Below are 21,765 nucleotides of genomic sequence, written 5' to 3'. Positions count from 1 at the left end.
TATATCTTATTGAACCGGGCCTGGCTGCGGTCTAAGCTGTCTTGGACTTCTCTTTCCAGCTCTGCCGGGTCATCGTGCCCCATGTGTTGTTGTTCTGCAAATATTGAATATGGCCCTGCACTCTCCACAGCACGCCCAGCTGGTGGTATCCCACAAACTTGAGCGCCGAGAACAGCAGCATTTTCACCAGATCTGACAGCTTGTTGTACCGTCTGAACGCCATCTCCTCCAGCAGCAGCGCCCCGATGCTGAGCAGGTAGCCGCCCAGGAAATTGACAAGTCCGAATACAAGCAGCACATGCCAGTTGGTCATATCCATCAACACATATCCAAGCAGAGCCAGCAGGCCCGTAATTCTGAAGTAAGGGTTCAGCGCTTCAAAAATGACGTTGTAAGGCATCGTAAGCCAGCCCATCACCTTGTATCTCGGGTTGAAGAGCATGTCGCGATTCTCGATCATGTTCTTCAGGTTTCCCCGGCCCCAGCGTTTGCGCTGGTTCGAGAGAATATGATACGAGTCTGGCGCCTGTGTCCAGCACACCGCTTCCGGACAGAAGGCTACACGATACGGAATTTTATTCTTCAGCATATAGCGGTGAAGCTTGATGATAATGTTCATATCCTCACCCGGATATCCGCCACGGTAGCCGCCAACGGCAATGACATAATCCTTGCGGAACATGCCGAACGCTCCCGAGACGATGATGAGACCGTTGATATGGCTCCAGCCGATGCGGCCGCCCAGAAAAGCTTTCAAATACTCAATGGACTGGAACATGGGCCACATCTTGCGGGGAAGCGAAACTTCCTTGACCGCTCCGTTCTCAATGATGCAGCCGTTGGCAATCCGAACGTCTCCTCCGATCGCCACCGTCTCCTCCGGATTTTCCATGTACATTCTCGCCATCCGGATCAAAGCATCCTTCTCCAGCAAAGAATCGGCGTCAATCGACGAGATGAGCGGATAGCGCGACAGATTAATGCCGGCGTTCAGCGAATCGGCCTTGCCGCCGTTTTCCTTGTCAATCACATACAGATGCGGATACTGCGGATTATGGTAAACGCCGCGAATTCTCTGCGTATCCAGACGCCCCCGGATTTCAGGGTTCGGAATAGCCTCTAGCTCATATTCCTTCAACAACACGTCCAGCGTGTCATCAGAAGAGCCGTCATTGATGACAATGACCTCGTAATTCGGATAATTGAGTGTCATCAGACACCGCACGTTCTCGGTGATCGTCAGCTCCTCGTTGTAGGCTGGCACCAGCAGCGACACCGACGGAACGAGCTCGGAGCCGGATAATGTGTTGTATGCCGAATAGGCAGCACGTCTGGAAATGTTCCAAATATTTCTGAAAGATAGCATCATAATTACAAAATAAAGTGCACTAACGATCATGACGTAATAAATTGCCGTCATGCCATAAACGAGCAGGATGTCCCTAAGCAGTGTAATCGCCTCCTACCCCTGCCATTTTGCCGATGCGCTTGCTCGGCTTCGCCCCGCCGAAATAGCGGTCATACAGCAGCTTTTTCTTGTTGAAATCCACCATCTGCTCCACTTCCTCATGGTTCCCTTCCTTCGCCATGATCCGTTCGATCCGGTACAGGGCAGTCTCCCTCGCCGGGCCCGTACCGTGAAGGGCCGCCTGGCATAATGTCTCAAATCCCTGCTCACCGAGAAGGGCCAGACTCTCTGCGCTATAGTTGCGCACATGCCAATTGTCGTCCTTCAGCGCCTCTGCCAGCAGCGGAATGCTGCCTGCCGCATGGAGACGGCCAAGCGCTTGCGCGCAAGCGGCCCGAACCTCCCATTCATGATCGTTCATCAATTGGGCAATCGTCGCATCCTTGAGCACCGGATTCGAGCTAAGGTACAGCTTGACCGCCTCGGCCCGCACATCCTTCTCGCTCGATCCGACGAGCCGATCCAGGGTAGGGACGGCGCTTGGCACCGCCTGCCCCCACATCGCCACCAGCGCCACCTTGACCAGCCCTGGTTCTGGGTCGTCAAGGAAGCGCCGCAGCAGACTTGCCGAATCCAGCCTCGTCTCCAGCAATATGTCAGCCGCCAGCGCGTGAATCGGCTTGCCGCTGGCCAGCAGCTGCAGCAGCATGTCCCGAATCTGCTCCGGCTGATCGGCGCTCTTCGCAATCGCCCTGGCGATGATGATCGCCAGCGGGCCATAGTTCGTGCGGGCGAGCAGCTTGAGCAGCTGCGGCACCGCCTCCGATGCCCGCATCCCGCCAAGACGGTAGGCCGCCTCAATCCGCTTGCCCTTCCGGAAGCTGGACAGGCTGCGAATGTCCCGCTCAACAAAACCGGCTTCCCGGCACAACAGCAGCAGCTTCTCTCTTGCTTCCCCTTTCAGTTGCTCAATCCACTCCATCAGCTTGGCCTGGATGACGTCGGCCTCGATGCGGTCCAGCCTGCCGGGGGGGAGCTGCAGTTTGACATCATCGTGCAGATGCATCTGCACGTATACGAAATAGTCGCGATGCTTCGCCGTGTATGCCTCTATTTTGCGAAGGGCTGCATTATGCTTGATTTTCATGCAGAACAACAGAATAATGCCTGCTGTGATCATCGCCAGACAGATATAGATAAATCCATAAGCCAAGGCTATATTTGAAAACATATCCGGATGCTTCCTCCTTTTGATAGGATCTAGGTGCAGCGTTAGGTATAGGCGTTAAGGCAGCCGCTGGAACAGCTCCTGCATCTCGTAATAACTTTTCTTAAGCCGCTCTTGATATCCAACCGTTTCCCAAGGCTCCCATGTGTACAGTGGAATATGCTGTAAATTTATGGTGCTTTCGGCATCTGACGGGATGTCCGGCACCTCTTCGCCCGCCGGATCGGCGGCTCTCTCTGCAATCCACGGAATCAGCCGTACGCCCTCCGCGGTTGTGGTGGTGAATTCCCGGTTGTCCCCAAGCGGACTGTAGTCAATGACCTGCAGCGAGCTTGGATCGCCAAAGCCCAAGAGCATCCAAGGGATCCGCATTTCCACGGTATTTCCCTCATACTGCCACGTCGTAAGCGAATTGAATTCCGGCGAGCCGGGATCGCTGATGCCCCGCTTGAGCAGGCCTACGGTTTCATCCAGGAAGGGATGGGAGAAGCGGGTATCCGGCGGATTCATCAGCAGGCTGATCGCCAGCTTCCAGGAATGGAAGCTTCCGCCCGGCACCTTCGGGTCGTCCTTGGACCCTTCTGCCGGATCTTCCGGCAGCATCCAGTATCCTTCCTTGCCATACAGACGCTGGTGAAAATCATAGGATGGAGCAATCGCAACCTGGGACTCGCTGTCCTTGCCAAGCTGGATCAAAGCCTCGAGGCCTCCGCCGTCCATCCGGATTCCGCCCAGCTCCTTCTCAGGCACGTCCCCGCCCTCAATGGTGTCGGCACCGATGAATAATCTGGACCGCTGCGGATCAAAGGGCTGCTCCAGCTCCATGCCGATATACAGGTAAGCTTCGTCATGGGTGAGGCGCATGCTGCGAATGCCTGGCGCCTCTCCGCCCCATAGCTGCACCTCCTCCTCGGGAAGCTGGTCCCAGTCGGACAAATCACCGTCAATGACGATGTCCCCATCCTTGCCGGACTGCATGGCCAGCAGGCCGAACATCTTTTCATTGGTGAGCACATTGAGCCAGAATGGACGCCGGTCATCGGGAATTTCAAACGGCATCGTATTCCATGTTTTTTTGAACCATTCGTCCTGCCACATGAACAGGATGGCTCCGGAATAACCTTCCTCATATATGTCTTCAGTCAAGGATACATTCACCTTGCCCTGCTCGATTTCATCATGACCGCCCTGGTCGCGTCCTCCCGGCCCATAATGGGAAATTCCGATGGAGGATGGGACCCCGTACTCGGTAACCATAATCGGCATGTCCGTGAATTCGGCCTTCAGTCTGCGAAGATACGCTTTGTAGGTGTTGTAGCCCCCTTTGTCATCCGGGATCGTCCAAAGCGTCTCATCTGTCCGGAAGAAATCCGGATAGTACGGATACACGTGATAAGAAGCAAAATAACCTGCTTCCCAGTCGACCGGCTGTACATGTCTGGCGTCCACGGACACCATGTCCTCTTCAAACAGCGGCTCTCCGGGATGCTCCAGCACGTCGGTAGTCACCCAATTCGTAAACGTTATCGGGTGCTCCCAGCCGTACTTCCGCTCTGCGGCAGCGGTGTGGTCCAGCATCGAGGCAAGCCAGCTTTCGAACGGACTTGCTCCTTCCACGGCCGAGAAGTAGGCCCCTTCATAACGCGGCATATCCTCGTGGAGCCGGTTCGTATTGTCCACCATCGCCGGGTCCCATTCGGTACCGATATGCCAGGCCATTAAATACTTGCCTGCGTTTACCGTGTATTTGCCGCTGGCGCTGCCCTTCTTCTCCTCCAATGTGATGTCCCCGTATACCGCTGCGACTGCTTTTTCAATCTCCTGCTTGAACATCTCGACAATTTCCGGATCATAGGCATCCTGACGTTCAATCAGCTGCTCCTCCGGGGACCAGATGCCCTGCATGAAATAGAGGGCGTCTTCTCCCTTATCATGGTTGTACTTCACAAGCGCTTTGTAGAAGACCGGGTTATGGACCGTGTAAATTCGGATCACATTCGCTCCCATCTCATCGATCTGCCGGAACCAGCGCAGGTAGTCCTCCTCACGAATTGGCATCTCGCCCGGAAAATGCCCCGGTACCGTCGCTCCCAGGTTGACGCCCTTGGCAAACATCGTCTGCCAGTTTCCATGTTCGTCATACACCTGAAACTCTGTGCCTTCGGTTTTGAACTTCATCTGGACTCCATCTGCATCCGCATAAGCGGGCAATGACGGACGCATCCATCCGAATATTACAGCGACACCGCAGAGAAGCATCACCGTAAGCAAGCATACTGCGACTATCCATTTACGTTTGCTCATCGTCTCGTCTTTCACCTTCTCCTTCTGTGACATGTTCATGGCCACATACCGGCTGAATCGACGTTTGAGCTACATCGCCATTCTATAGCCGATATCGTCCCGTTGCCATATTCCTTCTTTACCAACTTTTATTTTGACAATAATAGTCATAAAGAATCGAATATGGAATTTTCCACTCTTTTTTCATAAAAGGCGTCTGCTCGTCTTATTCTTCTGTATTCGTCCGCTTGAAACCGTTCTAACGCCGTCTGTAGCGCTGGCCCCTTATGTAAGTTTAAAAGGCTATGGATGACAGAACATGTAAGGGCCGGCCCGTATTGCGAGCTTGCATATGAACACGCTCGGACGGAAGCGAATCGATTATTTAAACGCAAGAAAATTTCTAAAGTTACGGTCGTTTTTACATCATTATCCATATATATTACAAAATTGATACCAAAGTCATACAGAGAAACGAGGGAAAACCGCGTCCTGCATAGGGTTTCCACAAATCGCCTTTTGATCAAAATAAGAAGGGAGTCCCGTACCGGGATGGGTATTATTTTAAAACAACGACCTTCGCGTTCAAGTGGTAAGTATCGCCTATTTTTTTAGGAACCTGTTTCTTCAGTGATGAAATGGGTGTCTCAATTAGTTACAAAAATGATAATTTTCCGCGCAAACTGCTTACGACGGAGACCCTGAAATTCATTTTATAATTATGATTCTCATTAAAATCATTTCCTGATCCCACCATCAGGTCCTGTTATTCACATAACATAAACAACCACTGGAGTTAGAGGCTGGGTTAAATAACGGCGAACCTTCATAAACGGCTGCCCCATTCCTTGTTCTTGAAGGAGCAGCCCCAGCGCAAGGATGATAAAGGATGTCCCCCTTTTATCCTAAACCGCAATATTGTGCTATTAAGCAACAAAATCTTGTTAGGTCCACAAGCTTCGTTCCGATACAATAAAAGAGACAGAACAGGCGCGAATAAAGCGCGAGAGGAGCTATGATCATATGCCGGATTTGCAACCTTGGTCCCGTCTTCGAATGGGTGTAGATTATTATCCCGAGCACTGGGATGTGTCAATGTGGGAGGAAGATGCTCTTCTAATGAAGAGAACAGGTGTCAAAATTGTGCGATTAGCCGAATTTGCATGGAGCCGTCTGGAGCCTGCCGAAGGTCAATTTGACTTCACCTGGCTGGACCAGGCCGTAGATCTATTTCATCATCACGACATCGGGGTAGTCCTGGGCACGCCCACGAACACCCCTCCGCGGTGGTTAACCGATTCCTGCCCGGACGTGCTGCCGATCACCGCCAGCGGACAGCCTGTACATGCGGGAGTCCGCGGCCACCGCTGCTTCAACAGCCCTTCCATGCGCACGTATGCCAGCCGCATCGTGCACAGGCTTGCCGAACATTATGCGGGCCACCCGGCCGTGGAGGGATGGCAGATCGACAATGAATACTGGCTGCTGGAATGCCACTGCACCGCCTGTAATGAACGTTTTCGCGAGTGGGTGAAAGCGAAATATGAAACACTCGACGAGGTGAACCGTTCCTGGGGAACGGTCGTATGGAGCGGCGAGTTCAATGACTGGACTCAAATTACGACACCGCTTGGCGGATCTCCATTCCAGAATCCGTCTTACCTGCTGGATTATTACCGGTTTCAGTCGGCTTCGGCTGCCCAATTCCAACAGGAGCAAATCGCTTTGATACGGAAGCTTGCACCGGAGCATTACATCACGCATAACTTCCACAGCTATCCGCAGAAGCTCGATCTGCATCAAATTGGCGAAGAGCTGGACTTTGCTTCCTTCGATTATTATCCGAATACATCGCCGGACAAGACCTCTACTGGCCCTTATAGCGGCGCGCTGTCCCTGGATTTGACGCGCGGGATCAAACAACGGGGCTTCTGGATTATGGAGCAGCTGAGCGGACCTCCCGGCTGCTGGTTCCCGATGTGGCGGACGCCGCAGCCCGGTTTTATTAGAGCTTTTGCCTGGCAGACGATCGCCAGAGGCGCGGACACCGTCGTTCATTTCCGCTGGCGGAGCGCGCTTCAAGGGGCTGAACAGTACTGGCATGGCCTGATCGACCACAGCAACGTGCCGGGACGTCGCTTCGAGGAGTTCACACAGCTGTGTGAGGAGGTCAACAAGGCCGCGGCTAATCTGTCAGGCACCACCGTACAGAGCGAGGCGGCCATACTGTACGCAAGCGACCAGCTGCTCTCCATGGGCATTCAGAAACAGTCCGAGGGGCTCGATTATTATGAAAATATAAAGCAGTGGCACAAGGCGCTAACCAAGCTTGGCATCGGGGTCGATGTCATTCATACCGATGCCCAGCTGGACAGCTACAAGCTTGTCATTGCCCCTCATCTCTATTTGATGGACGAAGCCTTGGCCGAGCGGCTGGAGTCCTACGCCGCTTCGGGCGGCACCGTCATTCTGACCACGCGATCCGGGGTGAAGCAGATGAACAATATTTGTCATATGGAGCAGCTGCCTGCGCTCCTCTCGCGCTGTGCCGGGGTAACCGTCTCCGAGTATGACCCCATTGGCAAGGATGCCCATATCATCACGACCGGTGATGCTTCTTATGCTTGCTCACAGTGGAATGATCTGCTCGTGCCGCAGACCGCTGAACCGATTGCATGGTACAACGATGACTTTTACTGCGGCACTCCGGCAGTTACGCGCAACCGCTTCGGAGAAGGAACGGTGTATTATACCGGAACCCAGCCGGAGGAAGCATACCTGATTCGGCTTCTCCGTGAAGCCGCCTCGGTCGCCGGTCTCAGCTGTTTCGACAAGGAGCTCCCGGAAGGCGTGCAGCTCACCGTGCGTACAGGTGAACAAGCATCCTATCTATTCGTGCTCAATTTGAGCCGAGAGGAAGCTGTTGTCGAGCTTGAAGCAGCGTATCCGAGCCTGCTGACCGGTGAGGTTAGCGGGCGGGAGCTGACCCTTCCGCCATATGGCGTGGAGATCTTGGAGCTGCCGCGTGAACATGCATAGGGCCCGCTGACGCATAGGCAGGCGGGCGAGCTTCTTGCGGGCGAGCTTCTTGCGGTACAAAAAGCCTCCCTCTGTCCATGGCTGTGACGCCATAGACGAGGGAGGCTTTTGTATAATTTCCGGATGCTGCTATTCGTTACTGCACTTCCACTGCAAATGATACGGTGAACACTTCACCATTATGTTGAAACTGCCCCCATATTTTATAAACACCGCTCTCTGGGAACGAAGTAACGAACTCGGCTTTAGGCCCGGTGTCCTGCCCGTCAAGCGGATGCACATGGAGATAATGCTCCGCATCTTCGGATAGGATGACCACATGCCCGATTGCGCCCAGATACGGCTCCAGATCCTGGATTCCTTGCTTAGTTGCCGCATCCCGGATATCAAAGGTCAGAATTACTTCCTCATTCGAGAGGGTATTGCTGAGCGTCAGCTCAACTTCCTTGCCGTCGACCTCTGCGATCAGGCTTTCGTCAGCCATTAGCGGTTGCAGCTCCGCTACTTCTCCATCCGCCTCCATCCAGTCACTGACGGTCATGCCACCTTGGCCCTTCGGTACAAAATCGGCAAACAGCTTGTACCTTCCTCCATACGGAAATTCGGTTGTCACCGTAAATCTGCCGTTCTCCTCATAATCAGGGTGAATATGCTCAAAAAACGACAGGTCCTCATTGACTACAATCAGATGCATCAGTTTCTCATGACTGATATCAAAATCTTGAACCGGATTCCCCTCCGAGTCAGTTACCTCCAGCGTCAGCTCCGCATTCTCGGCTGCTCTGACAGGCCCGTTGAACGAAAAATCCACCGTGTAATTGTCGCCCGCAGCGCTGTGCATATCCGAGTGGCTATCGTGCCCGGCATGACTGTTGTCTCCATGACTGCCAGACTTATGATCTGCCGAGCCTTCCTCATGTTCATCGTCATGCGTTGGTGATATGACCGCCGTATTTTCCTGATCGGATCCGACATGCCCTTCGGCATGATCGTCGCTCGTGCCCGGCCCCTTGCATGCCGTCAACAAACCAGAAACAAGTAAAAAACCGACTGCCATGAGCGTTAATTTTTTTATCATTGCGACCTCCCTATCAATACTGTTCTCGTGCTGTTATCGCCCTGATCTCGCTACGAAATAGCACTTTTACATCACACAGTATACCCCCCTATCCTATATATAAACAAGTTTTACTATCATTCTCCACATATAAATGCAACAAAAAAGAATGCCCAAGCGCGTTGCTCTTCGGCATCCTTCAAAGGTTAGGTCGCTTTATTCATCCCGATAATCTCATAAATCCGGTTCATATCCAGATGCTCGCGGACGATGTTGGCGACACGATCAAACTCCTGCTGCTTGCGCTCCCTGGCGTTGAAGGAAACGGAAACGGCGGGCAGGCCTTTGGTCATGCGAATCCCGTTCAACCAGGCTCTGCGAAACAGATCATTGTCAAACAAACCATGCAGATAAGTGCCCCATATTTGTCCGCCTGGCACACCACAGCCTTCCTCATGCCAGCCATGTTCCTCAGGTGATGACGAAATGTCGGAGACTCCCTCTATGCGAAATAAAGATCTATCGTTATATATAGGTCACATACTAAGAAATCAAATGTAACCGGCATAGTATCCTTAAATACATGTATTCACTGTATTAGTAATGAATGAATACGGCGGATGATTTTTACCACCTTATGCGGTTATCGCAGATTTCGGGCGACTTTACTGGCGGGGAAAAGAAAGTCAAACCAAAAATTAAACGAATAGTTAGACCTGAGATTCGTCTTCACATGGAAAGCGTTTCTTTTAATATCATATAGAAGCCCAGAATATGTTGGCAAGCACGGACTTCTAGCACGTCCTTCTTTAAGCTTCTTGCTATTTGAGCTTTTTACGCTTGGAAAATGCAGGTATACGTTAATAAGGATTTTGAAAGATAAAATGTCATAATCCAACCGGGCCCGATTGTGGAAAATGAGTTTCTTATTGTTTCATAGTATAATTTAATTATACTACCGGCTACGCTACGCGGTCCTTTTTCGAATTTCTCTCGTTATTGAATATTCCACACTTAAAGCATCGTCAAATTGCTCACTCCGGCATGATCGATTCATTCGATTCATTCTTTACTTAATAAACCCTAGTTTATAAAATTATCCATCTAATTACTAACATCAAGTGGAATAATCCCTAATAAGTTTTTCGGAATAATACTAACCTCTGGCTTCATGTAAGCAAATATTTTTGGCATCATTCTTTTGTGAGCCATGTTCCAAACAACATAAAGCGCCTTATTAATTAACCAGACCTTCAAAGCTGTTTTTTCTGCATAGTCTTCCTCATACTCGTGCTTTTCTGAATAAAAGGAGTAGTAAGTAAAGTAATCTAATGGTGCTTTATATTTAATAACATATGGTTTACAAATCTGTTTCCAGCGATCTTCTAAAACATCAGCTTTAAATAATTCTTTCAGATTATGCAATATTTCTGGTCTCTCATGAACTCTTCCACCATAATCTTTAGCATCTTGTATACTAAAGAAGCCGTTTATTTGGTGATCAAAATACACTTTTCTAGCAACACTGTCTAATTTTTCATCCTTATCATCAGACCAACTGCTGCTATAAGTAATATCGAACTGATTACCCTTAACCCACATTATTTTATTAGACACATCAAATTCAATTTGAAATTCTCCTAGATACTTCTTTATTGGTGTATTCATAGTTAATGCCTGTTGTAAATTTAGTAAACCGGTATTTTTTATAGACTTACAATCGTCATCATTAGAAGTTACATGAAGTGCTACGGCTTCTATATTCTCATGTTCTAACTTATCTAATGAAATTTTAAATATATCAATAAAATCATCTACATCAACATCATTGTCATCTGATTTTACGTACTCAATCACACTTTTAGGATCTATCTCCAAATAATCTTTCAAAAAATTAAGCGAGCCTTCAAAACTTGTTATATTAAAAATTAAAGACATAGAGATTCTCTCCCTTCTCCCATGAAATTATAGCATCAATAGCCCCCTATAGGAGTATCATCAGGAAAATGCAGCGGATTTTACAACGTTAGGATTTTTGAAAGATAGAAGAGCCTAATCCCTGCTGAATTGGATGAGTAATTAGGCTCTTGGTATTCCGCAGTCGCGCCCGTTAATGGAATACTCAATATTATTTACCAAGAATACAGACCCGTCTTGTTTTTTCTTAATTCTTTTCACCAAAAGCAAATGGCGCTGGTTTTTCAGCGACCTGTCTTATTTGAAGAAACTCTTTTAACGTTCCGAACTATTTTTTTGTTTTAATACGAGAGCTTTTGCCCGACGTTCTTTTAATCCCATAATAGTAATTTCATTTGCGTTAATTTTTTCTGACCGTAAACGTTCAATCGCTTCGTCAATGATAGCAATTTCATTTTCGTAGTCTTTAAGTTTTCGATATGCCATTGCATACGATGTATATAATGCTGGGGCATTGTAGCCGTTGTATCGTGCTATATCAAATAACTCAATAGCTCTTTCAAGGTTGCCGGCTTTTCGTTCCTTATCGCCTTTTTCCCAATATGGCATCCCTTCGTCAAATCCCTTTTCCCAATCGTATAGGTTCTTTATTTCTTTTAGTGAAACCCTATTGTGGATTGGAATAATCGGGTTCTCTTCTTCTAAAACTGTATTAACTTCGCCAAAGTTTTCTTTTAAAAACTTCCAAACATCAATTAAATGATAAGTTGGTATGTTCCGCCCTAGCTTTTCTAATGCTTGCTCTTGGTCGTTTTCATAATTCATCACGTAATCATCACCAATGTATACCCAAGCAGTAACTGATTTCGCAAATTTGCTTTTAAGTATTTTGCTGCCGTTTATTGACAATAATGCCTTTGTTTCATCTTGGTATTTGTCAAACTTCCCGCCATAAATAATACTAATTTCATCTCTTACATTTCGAGTGATGAAGACTACCGCTTTTAAATTTTCACACTTAACTTCATCAAATGATCGGGGTTTTATTCCAAAGTAATGTTCTTCTATCTCACTTGCGTAAAAATGGGGAGCTGTTTCAAATTGTAATTCAGGTGTTTTAGGACTGCGACCGTATCCGTTATCCCTTTTAGTGAAGAGCGGGATTATGCGGTTAGTTAGTCTATCGTTTGTTTCGTTTAATATTCGCGTTATTTCTTTGCTCTCTAATTCTATTGCTTGTTCTTCAGTTAATCCCGTTCCAATAAAGCGAGAGGCAGTATCATACATTTTACGAATTTTTTCAGCTTCGTATGCTCGTTCGTGGAACGTTTTATAGCGATTGCCACGCCCTTTTCCGACATAAAAGATTTCACCGGTATCTTTGATAAACCATTCATATACATAAAAATCTGTGGCTGTACTATCAGTAGAAACGCCCACAGGCGATGAAGAAATAGAGATCCCATATTTTTCGTTTTCGTCAGATGAGATATTAAAAGATAATCCCATACCTATGCCAACATCGTTTACTTCATTAACTGGTTTATTATCCCGTTTTCGTGATTCCTTTTTTTCTTTTAAAACTTTTTGACTATCATTCTGCTTTTCTTGTTTTTTATTCCCAAAAAGCTTGCTAAACATCCTCATTTTATCACCCGCCTTTTGAGTTAATTCAGTATCGTTATTCTGTTAATTACTATATGCGAATTCTTCAACTACCCTGCCATAATTTGCTCACGCACATTTTTTCATCCACCTAGATTTATTATTATAAAGATAAAGCGCTGACTTAGTATGAGTAAGCAACCTCCAGTTGTTTTTTCAATTCCCTATTTCGGGCTAAAAGATCTTCGTATTTTTTTTTGAAGTTTTCATTCTTTTTTAATTCAGCAATTTCCTTTTCAAGCTTTGTTATTTTAAGCTTCTGTGCCTCAACAATAGTTTGAATTGTATCTTCGGATCTTGTGTCATTGTTACGAATTGAATCAATCTTATTAAACAAAACTTGGTTATTGTACAAAAAGGAACGAGAGACACCTGTTTTTTTTGATACAGAATAGATTGTAACCTTCTCATTTTTCTTTTGCATCTTATTAATTTCCAGTAATACCAATTCTACTTTTTTAGATGTTTTATCTTTTGCCATTGCTACTATAGCAGAAGTGTTTCTTTTCGTCATAATACTCCTTCCTCTTCTACTTTCTCAATAATTCTAATAAGGGATTTTTCAAGATCCTGATTTATTTGCAATATCCTATCGTAGCCATTAAGCTTCGCAATATCCAAATCTTGTCTCGCTCTTAATAAGTGGTTCTTATAGACATGTATATACTTAGAATCCGGTTGAAACATCTTGCAATTATAACAGCAATTTGCATGCTGACATAATCCACTGCTTGCGGGCTTATAACATGAACCATTCGGCAATGGAATGGCGATAGTGTCTTCTACCTCAGCTTTAGGCACATCTTCAATGTGTCCAATATTTTTAATCATTTGGCTTTGTTTTTCCAAAAGCGGTTGCATAGCATCTAAATATATATCGTTGTGAATCTCGACATAATGTTTTAAAACACCTACGCTTTTTTGACCAAGCAATCTTGAAATCGCAATTGGATCAATTCCAAGTTCAGCATAGTTAGTAGCAACCGTATCTCTAAACCTGTGTGCTTTAATATTAAGAGGCTTTCCACTCTTGTCTTTTAGTTCCCACTTATACGATAAACGCTTTAGTTTTTGATCAATTAAATTTGGTTTAATGATTTTGTTGTTCTCTAATGAAAAAATATATATAGCTCTATCTCCGTGATACTCACGAGAGGTCTTTATAGCCGCCGTTAATAGTTCCAAAACTATTCCTTCTACGGGAATAACATTATATTTATTTGTTTTGAACTGTCTATAAGTCAAATAATCTCTTCCATCTTCACTCTTTCTGAGATTTTCAATTTTAAATGAACATATTTCGCTAATTCTACTTCCAGTGTATTGAAGAACACATAGTAATCTTGCAATCTGTATTGGAACTTGGTCTAAATGACGATTTATTTCCCTTAATTCTTCTTCTGTATATGGGTCACCAGTTTTATCTATCACTTTTACAATATCGTCGCTTTTTATCCTTACATTAGGATCTATTTCGGCCCACTTCATAAACCTAATCGTTTCAAATAGTTTATGGACAGCCTCTATTCTCCCTTTAATTGTTGCAGGTCCTAGCCCAGTTTCTGTTTTTAAATACGCTACATAATTATGCAGCATGTCATAAGTAATATCTTCTACGTTGTTTACAAACGGAAACTTCTTCGTTAAATATCTAGAAAAACTAGTAAAAGAATAAACGCGCATTATTGCCGTACGAACTACTGTCATTTTTAGTTCATGCCAGCACAATTTCTTAATCATCTTCTTTATTCCTGGTTGGGCTATTTTAGTAAAAGAAATGCTTTTATTTGCAGAGAAGTCTTCCAAATTAACCTTAAAAGGCATTTCTGAAAATACCCACTTATCGCGCTCAAAGTATTCTTTCTTATTTTCAACTATTTCTTGGTATAAATAATCATACATTTTTTTTAGTGATCTCAAAATTCCAGAGTCTACAAAATAAATGTCCATTTTAATATTTTTATTTATCCTTTTAGCGATTGTCGTGGTTGATTGCTGATTTCTTTCAAGAGTATTTCTAAAATCGCTCAGCAGTTCCTCTTTGTCATAGTTAAGTAAGCTCTGTGCATGCGAAAATTTTTCATTTGAAAGGTATTGAAAAATTCTTTTGAACTCACTATAAAGATAATTTATTTCGGGGCACATTTTGTCCTGCATCAATTGTTTTGCAAAAAAGAATTTTACTTCATCTCTAATTTTATCGTTTTGTATTATAGTAAAATCAAAAGATCTGTTTTTGCTGATGGTAATAATTCTTTCATTATTTTTCATGTTCTTTTTTAATACATCACTTTCCATAAATATCCACGTATCTTTTTTAAGGTACGATTCACATTCTAAACTATCCATCAATTTTTCGTATAAAAACGATATATCCCCATTGCTATTAACCGCAGTCTTCAAAGCTTATCCCCCTAACTTTGCAATTAAATTTTCGAGGTTCTTTTTCACCTCTTCATTTGTAGCTATCTGCATTACCCAGTCATTTTTATATGACTCATCAAGAATATGATCTGTTTCTATTAATTGTTGTCTTAAGATATCCAAATATTTTTCATTTGTACCAAAATAATTGCAAGTAAGACATGCATTTGCATGTTCACATTTGCCTAATTTTACTGGGAGTGTGCAAATTCCATTCGGAAGGGCCTGCATATTAAACGCTTTGTCTAAATAATTCAAAACAATCCTTTCACTTTCAGGATCAGGAACTATCTTATCACCATTTTTGTCATAAAAGTCTTTGTAGCTTTCTTTAATTTCATTTTCTATAATATCGATATATGCTATAGTCATTTCAATTGATTCATGATGTAATGCTTTCTGGATAATAAACGGTGAAATTCTATGTTCATGCATCTCTGTTCCTAGCCTATGCCTGTATCCGTGAATATCGATTCTATAGCGCTCCCCAGTTGAGGATTTTATTTCATGATCTTCAAATTGCTTGTGTATTTTCTCCCTAAAATAACCCGATTTCATTGGCAAATCAGGATTCCTTTTTGACTTAAAAACGTATTCCACGTTATTTTCATAACAGTTTTCTTTTATATAGGAATCTATCATGACATACAATTCAATAGGTATAGCACTGAACTGCCACTTTTTCATTTTTGTAGAATAAGTTTTTAGTAAGCATCCTTTCGAATTAATGAATAATGCATCTGATTTAATTGTTAGAGCTTCACTGACACGGACCCCAGTACAATAAATAATTAAATAAATTAACCTTAGATCGTCTGGAATCTTGTCTAGAATATTAAAAATTTGGTTAACAACATATTCATCGACAGTCCGGTTCACATGCTTTCTATTAGCCTTTATTAAATCCGTTTGGTATAGTATCGGATCATTAATATTACCTGTTTCATATAAATAGAAAAGCATATCCTTAAGATCATTTAAAATTGACCCTTGCATTTTTTCCCCATATTCCGTTTTAATGAAATTAATTATTTCTTCTCTTGGCAGTTCGATCCCATTTTCGAAATTAACCATAATTCGTTTAACCATGTAGTGCTTTTTTAGAATGGTGCTTAATGTGAGTGAGGTATTTTCTAATAGATGCCTAATGTATATCTGCAGTAATTTTTTATTTTTTTCATTTGTAATGTCACGAAAGGAAATGCTTTCCTTTAGAGAAATCAGATTAATCCTGCTCTCTTCTATTTTCAACTTTGTTAGATCCCAAAAATCACGATCATAAAAAAATGGGTTAATTTTTTCATCTTGAAAAACCCACAATAAATTTAGAATATTAACATTCGGCCCGATTTTCTTTCTGTCTGATTTACTTAGGTAAACTTCCCTACCATTTCGCTCTAGATATATTTTATAATGGTCCATGTTTATTTTATTAATCTCATTTATTTCATAATCTATGCAGTAATCTATTAAAAGTCTAATTGGATACAAAATTCGAGCTTTAAATGTATTTTTTTGTGTATATCTTTCTTCGAATCGAACGAAAAAATTTTTGAGATCATTTTTTATGCTCTCCGATAGACCCGCAAAAGAAACTATGCCGCTATCATTTCCCAAGTATACATTTTGCTTGTCAATAAGCCATCTATCATAAGTAAATTGCTCTTTCTCAGACAAGCTTATTAACGCAAACCTAAAGACACGCCATATAATCTTTTGATTATTCGAAGCTCTGTTTGTCTTATCCCTATATCCATCTTCAACACCAATTTTTATTAAAAAGTCTTCGTATTTTTTGATGACTTCCCCTGATATGTTCTTGATTGTTAAAATATCTTTATAGCTAAAGTATTCAATCAAATGGCGAATCGGATATATATATTTTCTTCTATTATTTTTACTAGACATATCTAATTCAGTGGTTACAGATTTTAAATACCCTTTAATCTCCTTTTTTAGTTCTTCGCTTATTAATCCTTGTAGATCAAATGTTGATAACTCGATGTACCTTGGATCACAAAAATACACTCGCACATTATTTTGGGGGCATTCCGACATTTTGAGAATATCTTGTTTCCAAAACCGCTCATTTTCAAGATTAATAATTTTTTTCTCTATCATCCAGACACCCCTTGAGTAAATCTCTTCATGTATTCTGCAGACTCTTGCTTAGATTCGTAAAACTCAATTGCCATATCCCGTTTTTCCTCATTCGTTACATGTGTATAAATCATTGTGCTTTGTATTTGATCATGTCGCAACAGTTCCTTCAAGCTTATCATGTCCATACCAGATTTTTTACGTTCAGTTGCAAAACCATGTCTCAGCATATGTGGATGTACTTTTATTCCACTTTTCAGCGATAAACGTTTAAATAAATCCTCTACTGTATTTACTTTTATTGCTTCACCAATATTTCCGCGATAAAGGTTTACAAATAGCATATCATTGCTGATATTCAGGATATCTTCTGTCAAATAGTCTATCAATAAACTTATAACGTAATCCGGCATAAACGCTACTCCTTCAGAATGGTTTTTCACTCTCGCATCATTGGGTAAGTTATCCCTATGTCTGATGTAAATGCTACCATCCTGTGGTTTACAATCTTCAATATGTAAACCTATCACTTCACCAATCCTTAATCCGCACTCAAACATCAATGCTATAATCAATTTATCTCTACGGTTATTACAAGCTCTGAATAAACTATTATATTGTTCCCGTGTAATAAACTCATAGCTTTCATCTTGAACTGTTTTTAGTTTCAGAATATTTTCGCGTATTGTAGATTTCTTAGTAGTCTCATGTAAGAAGCCTTTATAACTTGTAATAGTTTTCATCTTTTCTCTGTAAAATTCCACCTTAGGTATCTCTTTGTTATTAGCTAGAAATGTGTACATACCCTGTACTGCTACCATCATATTGTTAATAGTCGCATTCGATCTTGTCTTTCTATTACGTTGAAAAGCCTTAATATTTGATTGGGTGTTACTACCTTTAAGCCATCCAATATAATCAACAAGAATTTCAATAACTCCTTGTTTTGCATCAAATATTGAATAAACGGTAAGTCTTTTTTCCTCCAAATACTCGCAAAATATTTTCAAAAAATGAGCATAAGTTTTCAAAGTATATGGCGATTTTTCCAAAGAGTCCAAATACTTAAGATACTTCAATACTGGTTCAATAACTTTATAGTTGTTATCCAGTACTATATATCGCTTGCCTGTACCGGTTTGGATTGTTTGAACTTTCATTAATAGCCACTTCCCCCCTAAATATTTTTAAAGTTTAGTCCATTTGTTCAGGTAGGTACATAAAAGGTCAACTTAACCTACTTACTTTGCAATAGCGGAATATCTCGGATCGCCATCTCGTCGAATGCTTCGGTATTTTCGAAACTTCCAAAAGTTAAAAACAAAAGACGCATGAGGAAAAAGACGGTCTCTCACGAGTTCCGTTCTTATTTTCTTCATGCGTCGCGTGACTTGAAGTTGTACCGCTAAAGTCTCCCATAGGGTAAAAAATGACCATAGCTACTTCCATATGAGATTAATTGATTTAATTCATTCTGCAAAGTTCCGCCTCGCATCGAGGCTAAACCCTTCACCTTATTATACAGCATACATCTTCTTTTTCAATAAGACAGGCTATGAATATCTATCTTATTAAGAAATTTTCGATATCACACAAAGGATAACGCTTACCAATTCTACACCCATATGCAGTTGTTGTTAAATTGTCATCAAACTACTCTCGACACGTTTTCAACAAGTTCGGATAAGTAAATTATCATTTTCAATCCCCGTATTTCTAATTTCTGTTCGAAACTCTTTAGCATTATTTCGGCATGAACAGTTGAAAAAAGTTTACCCCCAATCTTCCGTAAGATCCAATTCCCTGTTGCACACGTCGCATCGAACCTTGATGACTAGTCCAATACTCGTCGGGATGAATATATAAGCAAATTTCCCTCCTGACACATCAACTGCTAGGCATGAGTCCCACTTTCTTATCTTCTCAGCCATTTCCCTAGTTATCTCAAAAATCATCCCACAATCTCCTTTGGCAACTGCTTTTTTAAAACTGAACTTCTAAAAATACGTAAATATTATTTAGGATCGGGTATTGATTAAAACAGTGTACCAACTGTTCTGTTCCTTAGTGGTGTTCCATCAAAGATTCAAATTGAATTCCTACTTTAGTTCTAAAAAACAAGCGACCTGTCGAGATAAAGGTTTAACCGCCCTCTCGTAGATCGCTTGTTTCCGGTGACCACGCTTAGTCCCCATTAGACATTTTAACATAAGCGGAAGCGTTTTTTCATTTTACATTAATAAAAATTTAACCGAGAGTGCTTTCTCTTGCCTAGCTAAGAAAACTTAAAATTGTTGTTATCAACCGACTCCTCTTTCCCCTTTAGCTTATTTAACATTTCCTTGTATTTTTTCAGTGCTTTCTTTTCATTAGAAATATGCTCGGTATATAACTCTAATCGAGTAGGATAAAGCGATGTCCACCATTTTGTTGGGTCAATCTCTCCGATTTTTCGATTTAATTCCTCCGGCGTTGCATCATTTATTGCGTCTATGTAGTGCTCAATGGCGATTTTAGTATCAATAATCATTGATTCTATTAACAATCGTTTAATTACTACATCATCAATATACGGAAGCATGTCTTCGTAATATTTTTCCATAAATTCTTTATCTCCATTAGAGTTCTGGCGCAAACACGTAATGGGATCCTTTACACATCCGTTCTCCATCTCCAAAAAGACAGTATATGACCCATCTTTTTCACTATAAAAGAGTGCACTTGATGGTATGTCTCTAAGTACAATTCTCATCATCATTCCCCAATCATTTATTCAATCTCGAGTTACCCAATATAAGCAGTACCGACAAAGAACCGATTACCCTAGACACTTACCTAAAGAGTACTTCTTCTTTTTCCTAATATAGACTATATCTCGTAGAAAATAAACCATATTTGGTATATCCATATACCATTTAATCTCTTGGTGCTACATCTTGATTACGTTATGTTAATCCCGAGGTGTAAGACTCATGAAAACATCAAAAAAAACTATTGGAAATATTATTAGAACTATAAGAAAACATCGCGGTTATACTATTGAAGAGTTAGCACATCTTTGCGGACTACACTCTACTCATATTGGAAAAATCGAACGTGGAGAAATAAGTCCATCCGTTGAAAGCCTAGAGAAGATAACCTCAGTTTTGAATCTGACCTTAGTTGAATTTTTCAAGATGATACCTTACAACTCGGACACAATTGATTCAGATGTTGCAGGTGTAATGATTCAAAAGAAAATAGGGGCTATGGCAAATGTGGAAAAAGAAAAACTTCTGCAATTTTTAGAGTTGTATCATCCGTAAGCCGTCTTATCTTTATGTTACCGGTAGCAGCACTATAACATAAGATTAGCTATACTCACTCCAACAGCAATCTTTTATGATTGAACTCCGTTTGACAATACCAACCATCCCTTTACCCCAAAAATTTATCCGTCAATTTCTGCATCATTACTACAAACTCATATTGTGTGGGTTAGCAAAGAGTTGGAGGGATAGAAAAGTCCTCGTCACTTAAGTGATAAGGGTCACCTTTTGATGACCCACGAGTGACCTTTGGGTGATCTTCTGGTGACCCCTGAGTGACCTTTTGATGACTACTCCTAGATGCTTGATCAAATAAAATCAATATAATGAAGATAAATAGTATTAAATTTTTATCTATTCTAGTTTCAATCCCTCGATACTGCAGCATACTTCGATGAGATTCGAGACCGGGCCTAATTCGAAGACTTTATTGCACTTACAATAATATTTCACTAAGAAATCGACTGGGTTGCTTTTCGATATCATTGCCCCCACGGCGACTTTCACGTTGCTGTGAAGAAGACAGGAACAATTTGCTTTCCGATCGGGTCATTGCAACATAAAGTCCACGTCGCTCCTCAGCCTCATCGTTCCTAGAGGGAATAATATCATCTTCCAAAGCGATGATAAAGACAGCCTTATACTCCAAACCTTTGGCAGCATGAAATGTTGAAATTCCAACCTCATCAATCGTATCATCAATATGATTAGATTCGTCTTGAAGATCAAGCTCTCCGATTAAATCCACTAGATTATTAGCTAAAGATTTCGTCATTTTTTCCTTAAGCGATTCAAGATGCCGAATTTGTTCATAAACATCCCCTTCTTCCATCCTCTCAAGCGAGACCTCAACTTTAAGAAGGTCGTTCAACGTATCATAAACCTTACGATTACTAATTGAACTACTATACCCTACACAAAAATGTGCAAACTTTTTACTGCGTCGTCCATGTCATCTTCTGAAGTAATTTCAGCAAGTTTCGAAATGGACAATTCTCCCCCATAAATTCCTTGTAGTAATTAATAGTGTCTCATAAGCTGAAACCCTAACGGATTTTTATTTGGGATCGGAAAAAGGCGATCGTGACTTCAAGGCTTAACCATTTATGCTCTTTTAAGACGATATATTCGCAATTTAAATACCGGTACAAATTAATTATTATACTTAAATTTCTGAAAACAGTTGAATGACTATTTGCTTGGTTCAGTAACTATGAGTTCTTGAGGATAATGGCTCGGCTCAAACTTGAATCGCAGGGCATAGAATTCAAGGCAATATCTTAACCCAGCGATTAGTTTCTGAAGTATCTTGCGAGTCATGAATATGATCGGTCAG

The 21,765-nt window shown here is 42.4% G+C and carries 14 protein-coding genes and 1 pseudogene; 2 read left to right on the top strand and 13 right to left on the bottom strand.

The window, feature by feature from the left end; genetic code table 11:
- Positions 1-31: 31 nt before the first annotated feature.
- From CHH75_RS09220 to CHH75_RS09210, 3 genes are all read right to left on the bottom strand, one after another.
- The gene (locus tag CHH75_RS09220; protein ID WP_176475512.1) at positions 32-1,420 is read right to left on the bottom strand and encodes a glycosyltransferase family 2 protein; all 1,389 of its coding nucleotides are present in this window, start codon (positions 1,418-1,420) and stop codon (positions 32-34) included.
- Positions 1,421-1,442: 22 nt separating this feature from the next.
- A complete protein-coding gene (locus tag CHH75_RS09215) occupies positions 1,443-2,621 on the bottom strand; it encodes a HEAT repeat domain-containing protein (protein WP_255223005.1) in 1,179 nt (392 codons plus the stop codon).
- 72 nt (positions 2,622-2,693) lie between these two features.
- A complete protein-coding gene (locus CHH75_RS09210) occupies positions 2,694-4,940 on the bottom strand; it encodes a hypothetical protein (RefSeq protein ID WP_095398101.1) in 2,247 nt (748 codons plus the stop codon).
- A 1,002-nt stretch (positions 4,941-5,942) separates the two neighbouring features.
- On the opposite strand from CHH75_RS09210, the gene CHH75_RS09205 reads away from it, so the two are divergent.
- Positions 5,943-7,958, top strand: coding sequence for a beta-galactosidase (locus CHH75_RS09205; protein ID WP_095398022.1), 2,016 nt, complete (start codon positions 5,943-5,945; stop codon positions 7,956-7,958).
- A 136-nt stretch (positions 7,959-8,094) separates the two neighbouring features.
- Here CHH75_RS09205 and CHH75_RS09200 read toward each other — a convergent pair whose 3' ends face one another.
- From CHH75_RS09200 to CHH75_RS09155, 9 genes are all read right to left on the bottom strand, one after another.
- The gene (locus tag CHH75_RS09200; RefSeq protein WP_255223004.1) at positions 8,095-9,036 is read right to left on the bottom strand and encodes a hypothetical protein; all 942 of its coding nucleotides are present in this window, start codon (positions 9,034-9,036) and stop codon (positions 8,095-8,097) included.
- Positions 9,037-9,221: 185 nt separating this feature from the next.
- Entirely contained in the window at positions 9,222-9,455 is a 234-nt protein-coding gene (locus tag CHH75_RS09195; protein WP_176475511.1) for a cobyric acid synthase, read from the bottom strand.
- Positions 9,456-10,119: 664 nt separating this feature from the next.
- On the bottom strand, positions 10,120-10,953 hold the full coding sequence (locus CHH75_RS09190) for a hypothetical protein (RefSeq protein WP_095398021.1): 834 nt from the start codon (positions 10,951-10,953) through the stop codon (positions 10,120-10,122).
- A 294-nt stretch (positions 10,954-11,247) separates the two neighbouring features.
- Positions 11,248-12,573, bottom strand: a complete 1,326-nt coding sequence (locus tag CHH75_RS09185; protein ID WP_255223003.1) for a GIY-YIG nuclease family protein — start codon at positions 12,571-12,573, stop codon at positions 11,248-11,250.
- 148 nt (positions 12,574-12,721) lie between these two features.
- Positions 12,722-13,111 carry a DUF6262 family protein gene (locus CHH75_RS09180; RefSeq protein ID WP_095398019.1) on the bottom strand — a complete coding sequence of 130 codons (390 nt, stop codon included), beginning with the start codon at positions 13,109-13,111 and terminating at the stop codon, positions 12,722-12,724.
- Entirely contained in the window at positions 13,108-15,000 is a 1,893-nt protein-coding gene (locus CHH75_RS09175; RefSeq protein ID WP_095398018.1) for a tyrosine-type recombinase/integrase, read from the bottom strand. The genes CHH75_RS09180 and CHH75_RS09175 overlap by 4 nt, the downstream gene beginning before the upstream one ends.
- Before the next feature lie 3 nt (positions 15,001-15,003).
- Positions 15,004-17,142 carry a tyrosine-type recombinase/integrase gene (locus tag CHH75_RS09170; protein ID WP_095398017.1) on the bottom strand — a complete coding sequence of 713 codons (2,139 nt, stop codon included), beginning with the start codon at positions 17,140-17,142 and terminating at the stop codon, positions 15,004-15,006.
- The gene (locus tag CHH75_RS09165) at positions 17,139-18,281 is read right to left on the bottom strand and encodes a tyrosine-type recombinase/integrase (protein ID WP_095398016.1); all 1,143 of its coding nucleotides are present in this window, start codon (positions 18,279-18,281) and stop codon (positions 17,139-17,141) included. Before CHH75_RS09165 ends, CHH75_RS09170 begins: the two co-directional genes overlap by 4 nt.
- 1,115 nt (positions 18,282-19,396) lie before the next feature.
- Entirely contained in the window at positions 19,397-19,879 is a 483-nt protein-coding gene (locus CHH75_RS09155; protein WP_141235823.1) for a hypothetical protein, read from the bottom strand.
- Positions 19,880-20,093: 214 nt separating this feature from the next.
- Here CHH75_RS09155 and CHH75_RS09150 point away from each other — a divergent pair, with 214 nt between their 5' ends.
- Positions 20,094-20,426 (top strand): helix-turn-helix domain-containing protein, encoded by a 333-nt coding sequence (locus tag CHH75_RS09150; protein ID WP_095398013.1) that lies wholly within the window; start codon positions 20,094-20,096, stop codon positions 20,424-20,426.
- A gap of 439 nt (positions 20,427-20,865) precedes the next feature.
- Here the strand turns inward: CHH75_RS09150 and CHH75_RS09145 are convergent.
- Positions 20,866-21,345: pseudogene (locus tag CHH75_RS09145) on the bottom strand (3'-5' exonuclease); the annotation flags it as partial.
- Positions 21,346-21,765 lie beyond the last annotated feature (420 nt).

The organism is Paenibacillus sp. 7541 (assembly GCF_002276395.1).
Lineage (GTDB): Bacteria > Bacillota > Bacilli > Paenibacillales > Paenibacillaceae > Paenibacillus_AQ > Paenibacillus_AQ campinasensis.
This window is presented reverse-complemented; position numbering and strand designations above follow the sequence as displayed.

Coding starts and splice junctions, on each gene's coding strand:
- CHH75_RS09220 (WP_176475512.1), bottom strand. CDS start 1,420: ATGACGGCAATTTATTACGTCATGATCGTTAGTGCACTTTATTTTGTA.
- CHH75_RS09210 (WP_095398101.1), bottom strand. CDS start 4,940: ATGAGCAAACGTAAATGGATAGTCGCAGTATGCTTGCTTACGGTGATG.
- CHH75_RS09205 (WP_095398022.1), top strand. CDS start 5,943: ATGCCGGATTTGCAACCTTGGTCCCGTCTTCGAATGGGTGTAGATTAT.
- CHH75_RS09200 (WP_255223004.1), bottom strand. CDS start 9,036: ATGATAAAAAAATTAACGCTCATGGCAGTCGGTTTTTTACTTGTTTCT.
- CHH75_RS09190 (WP_095398021.1), bottom strand. CDS start 10,953: ATGTCTTTAATTTTTAATATAACAAGTTTTGAAGGCTCGCTTAATTTT.
- CHH75_RS09185 (WP_255223003.1), bottom strand. CDS start 12,573: ATGTTTAGCAAGCTTTTTGGGAATAAAAAACAAGAAAAGCAGAATGAT.
- CHH75_RS09180 (WP_095398019.1), bottom strand. CDS start 13,111: ATGACGAAAAGAAACACTTCTGCTATAGTAGCAATGGCAAAAGATAAA.
- CHH75_RS09170 (WP_095398017.1), bottom strand. CDS start 17,142: ATGATAGAGAAAAAAATTATTAATCTTGAAAATGAGCGGTTTTGGAAA.
- CHH75_RS09165 (WP_095398016.1), bottom strand. CDS start 18,281: ATGAAAGTTCAAACAATCCAAACCGGTACAGGCAAGCGATATATAGTA.
- CHH75_RS09155 (WP_141235823.1), bottom strand. CDS start 19,879: ATGATGATGAGAATTGTACTTAGAGACATACCATCAAGTGCACTCTTT.
- CHH75_RS09150 (WP_095398013.1), top strand. CDS start 20,094: ATGAAAACATCAAAAAAAACTATTGGAAATATTATTAGAACTATAAGA.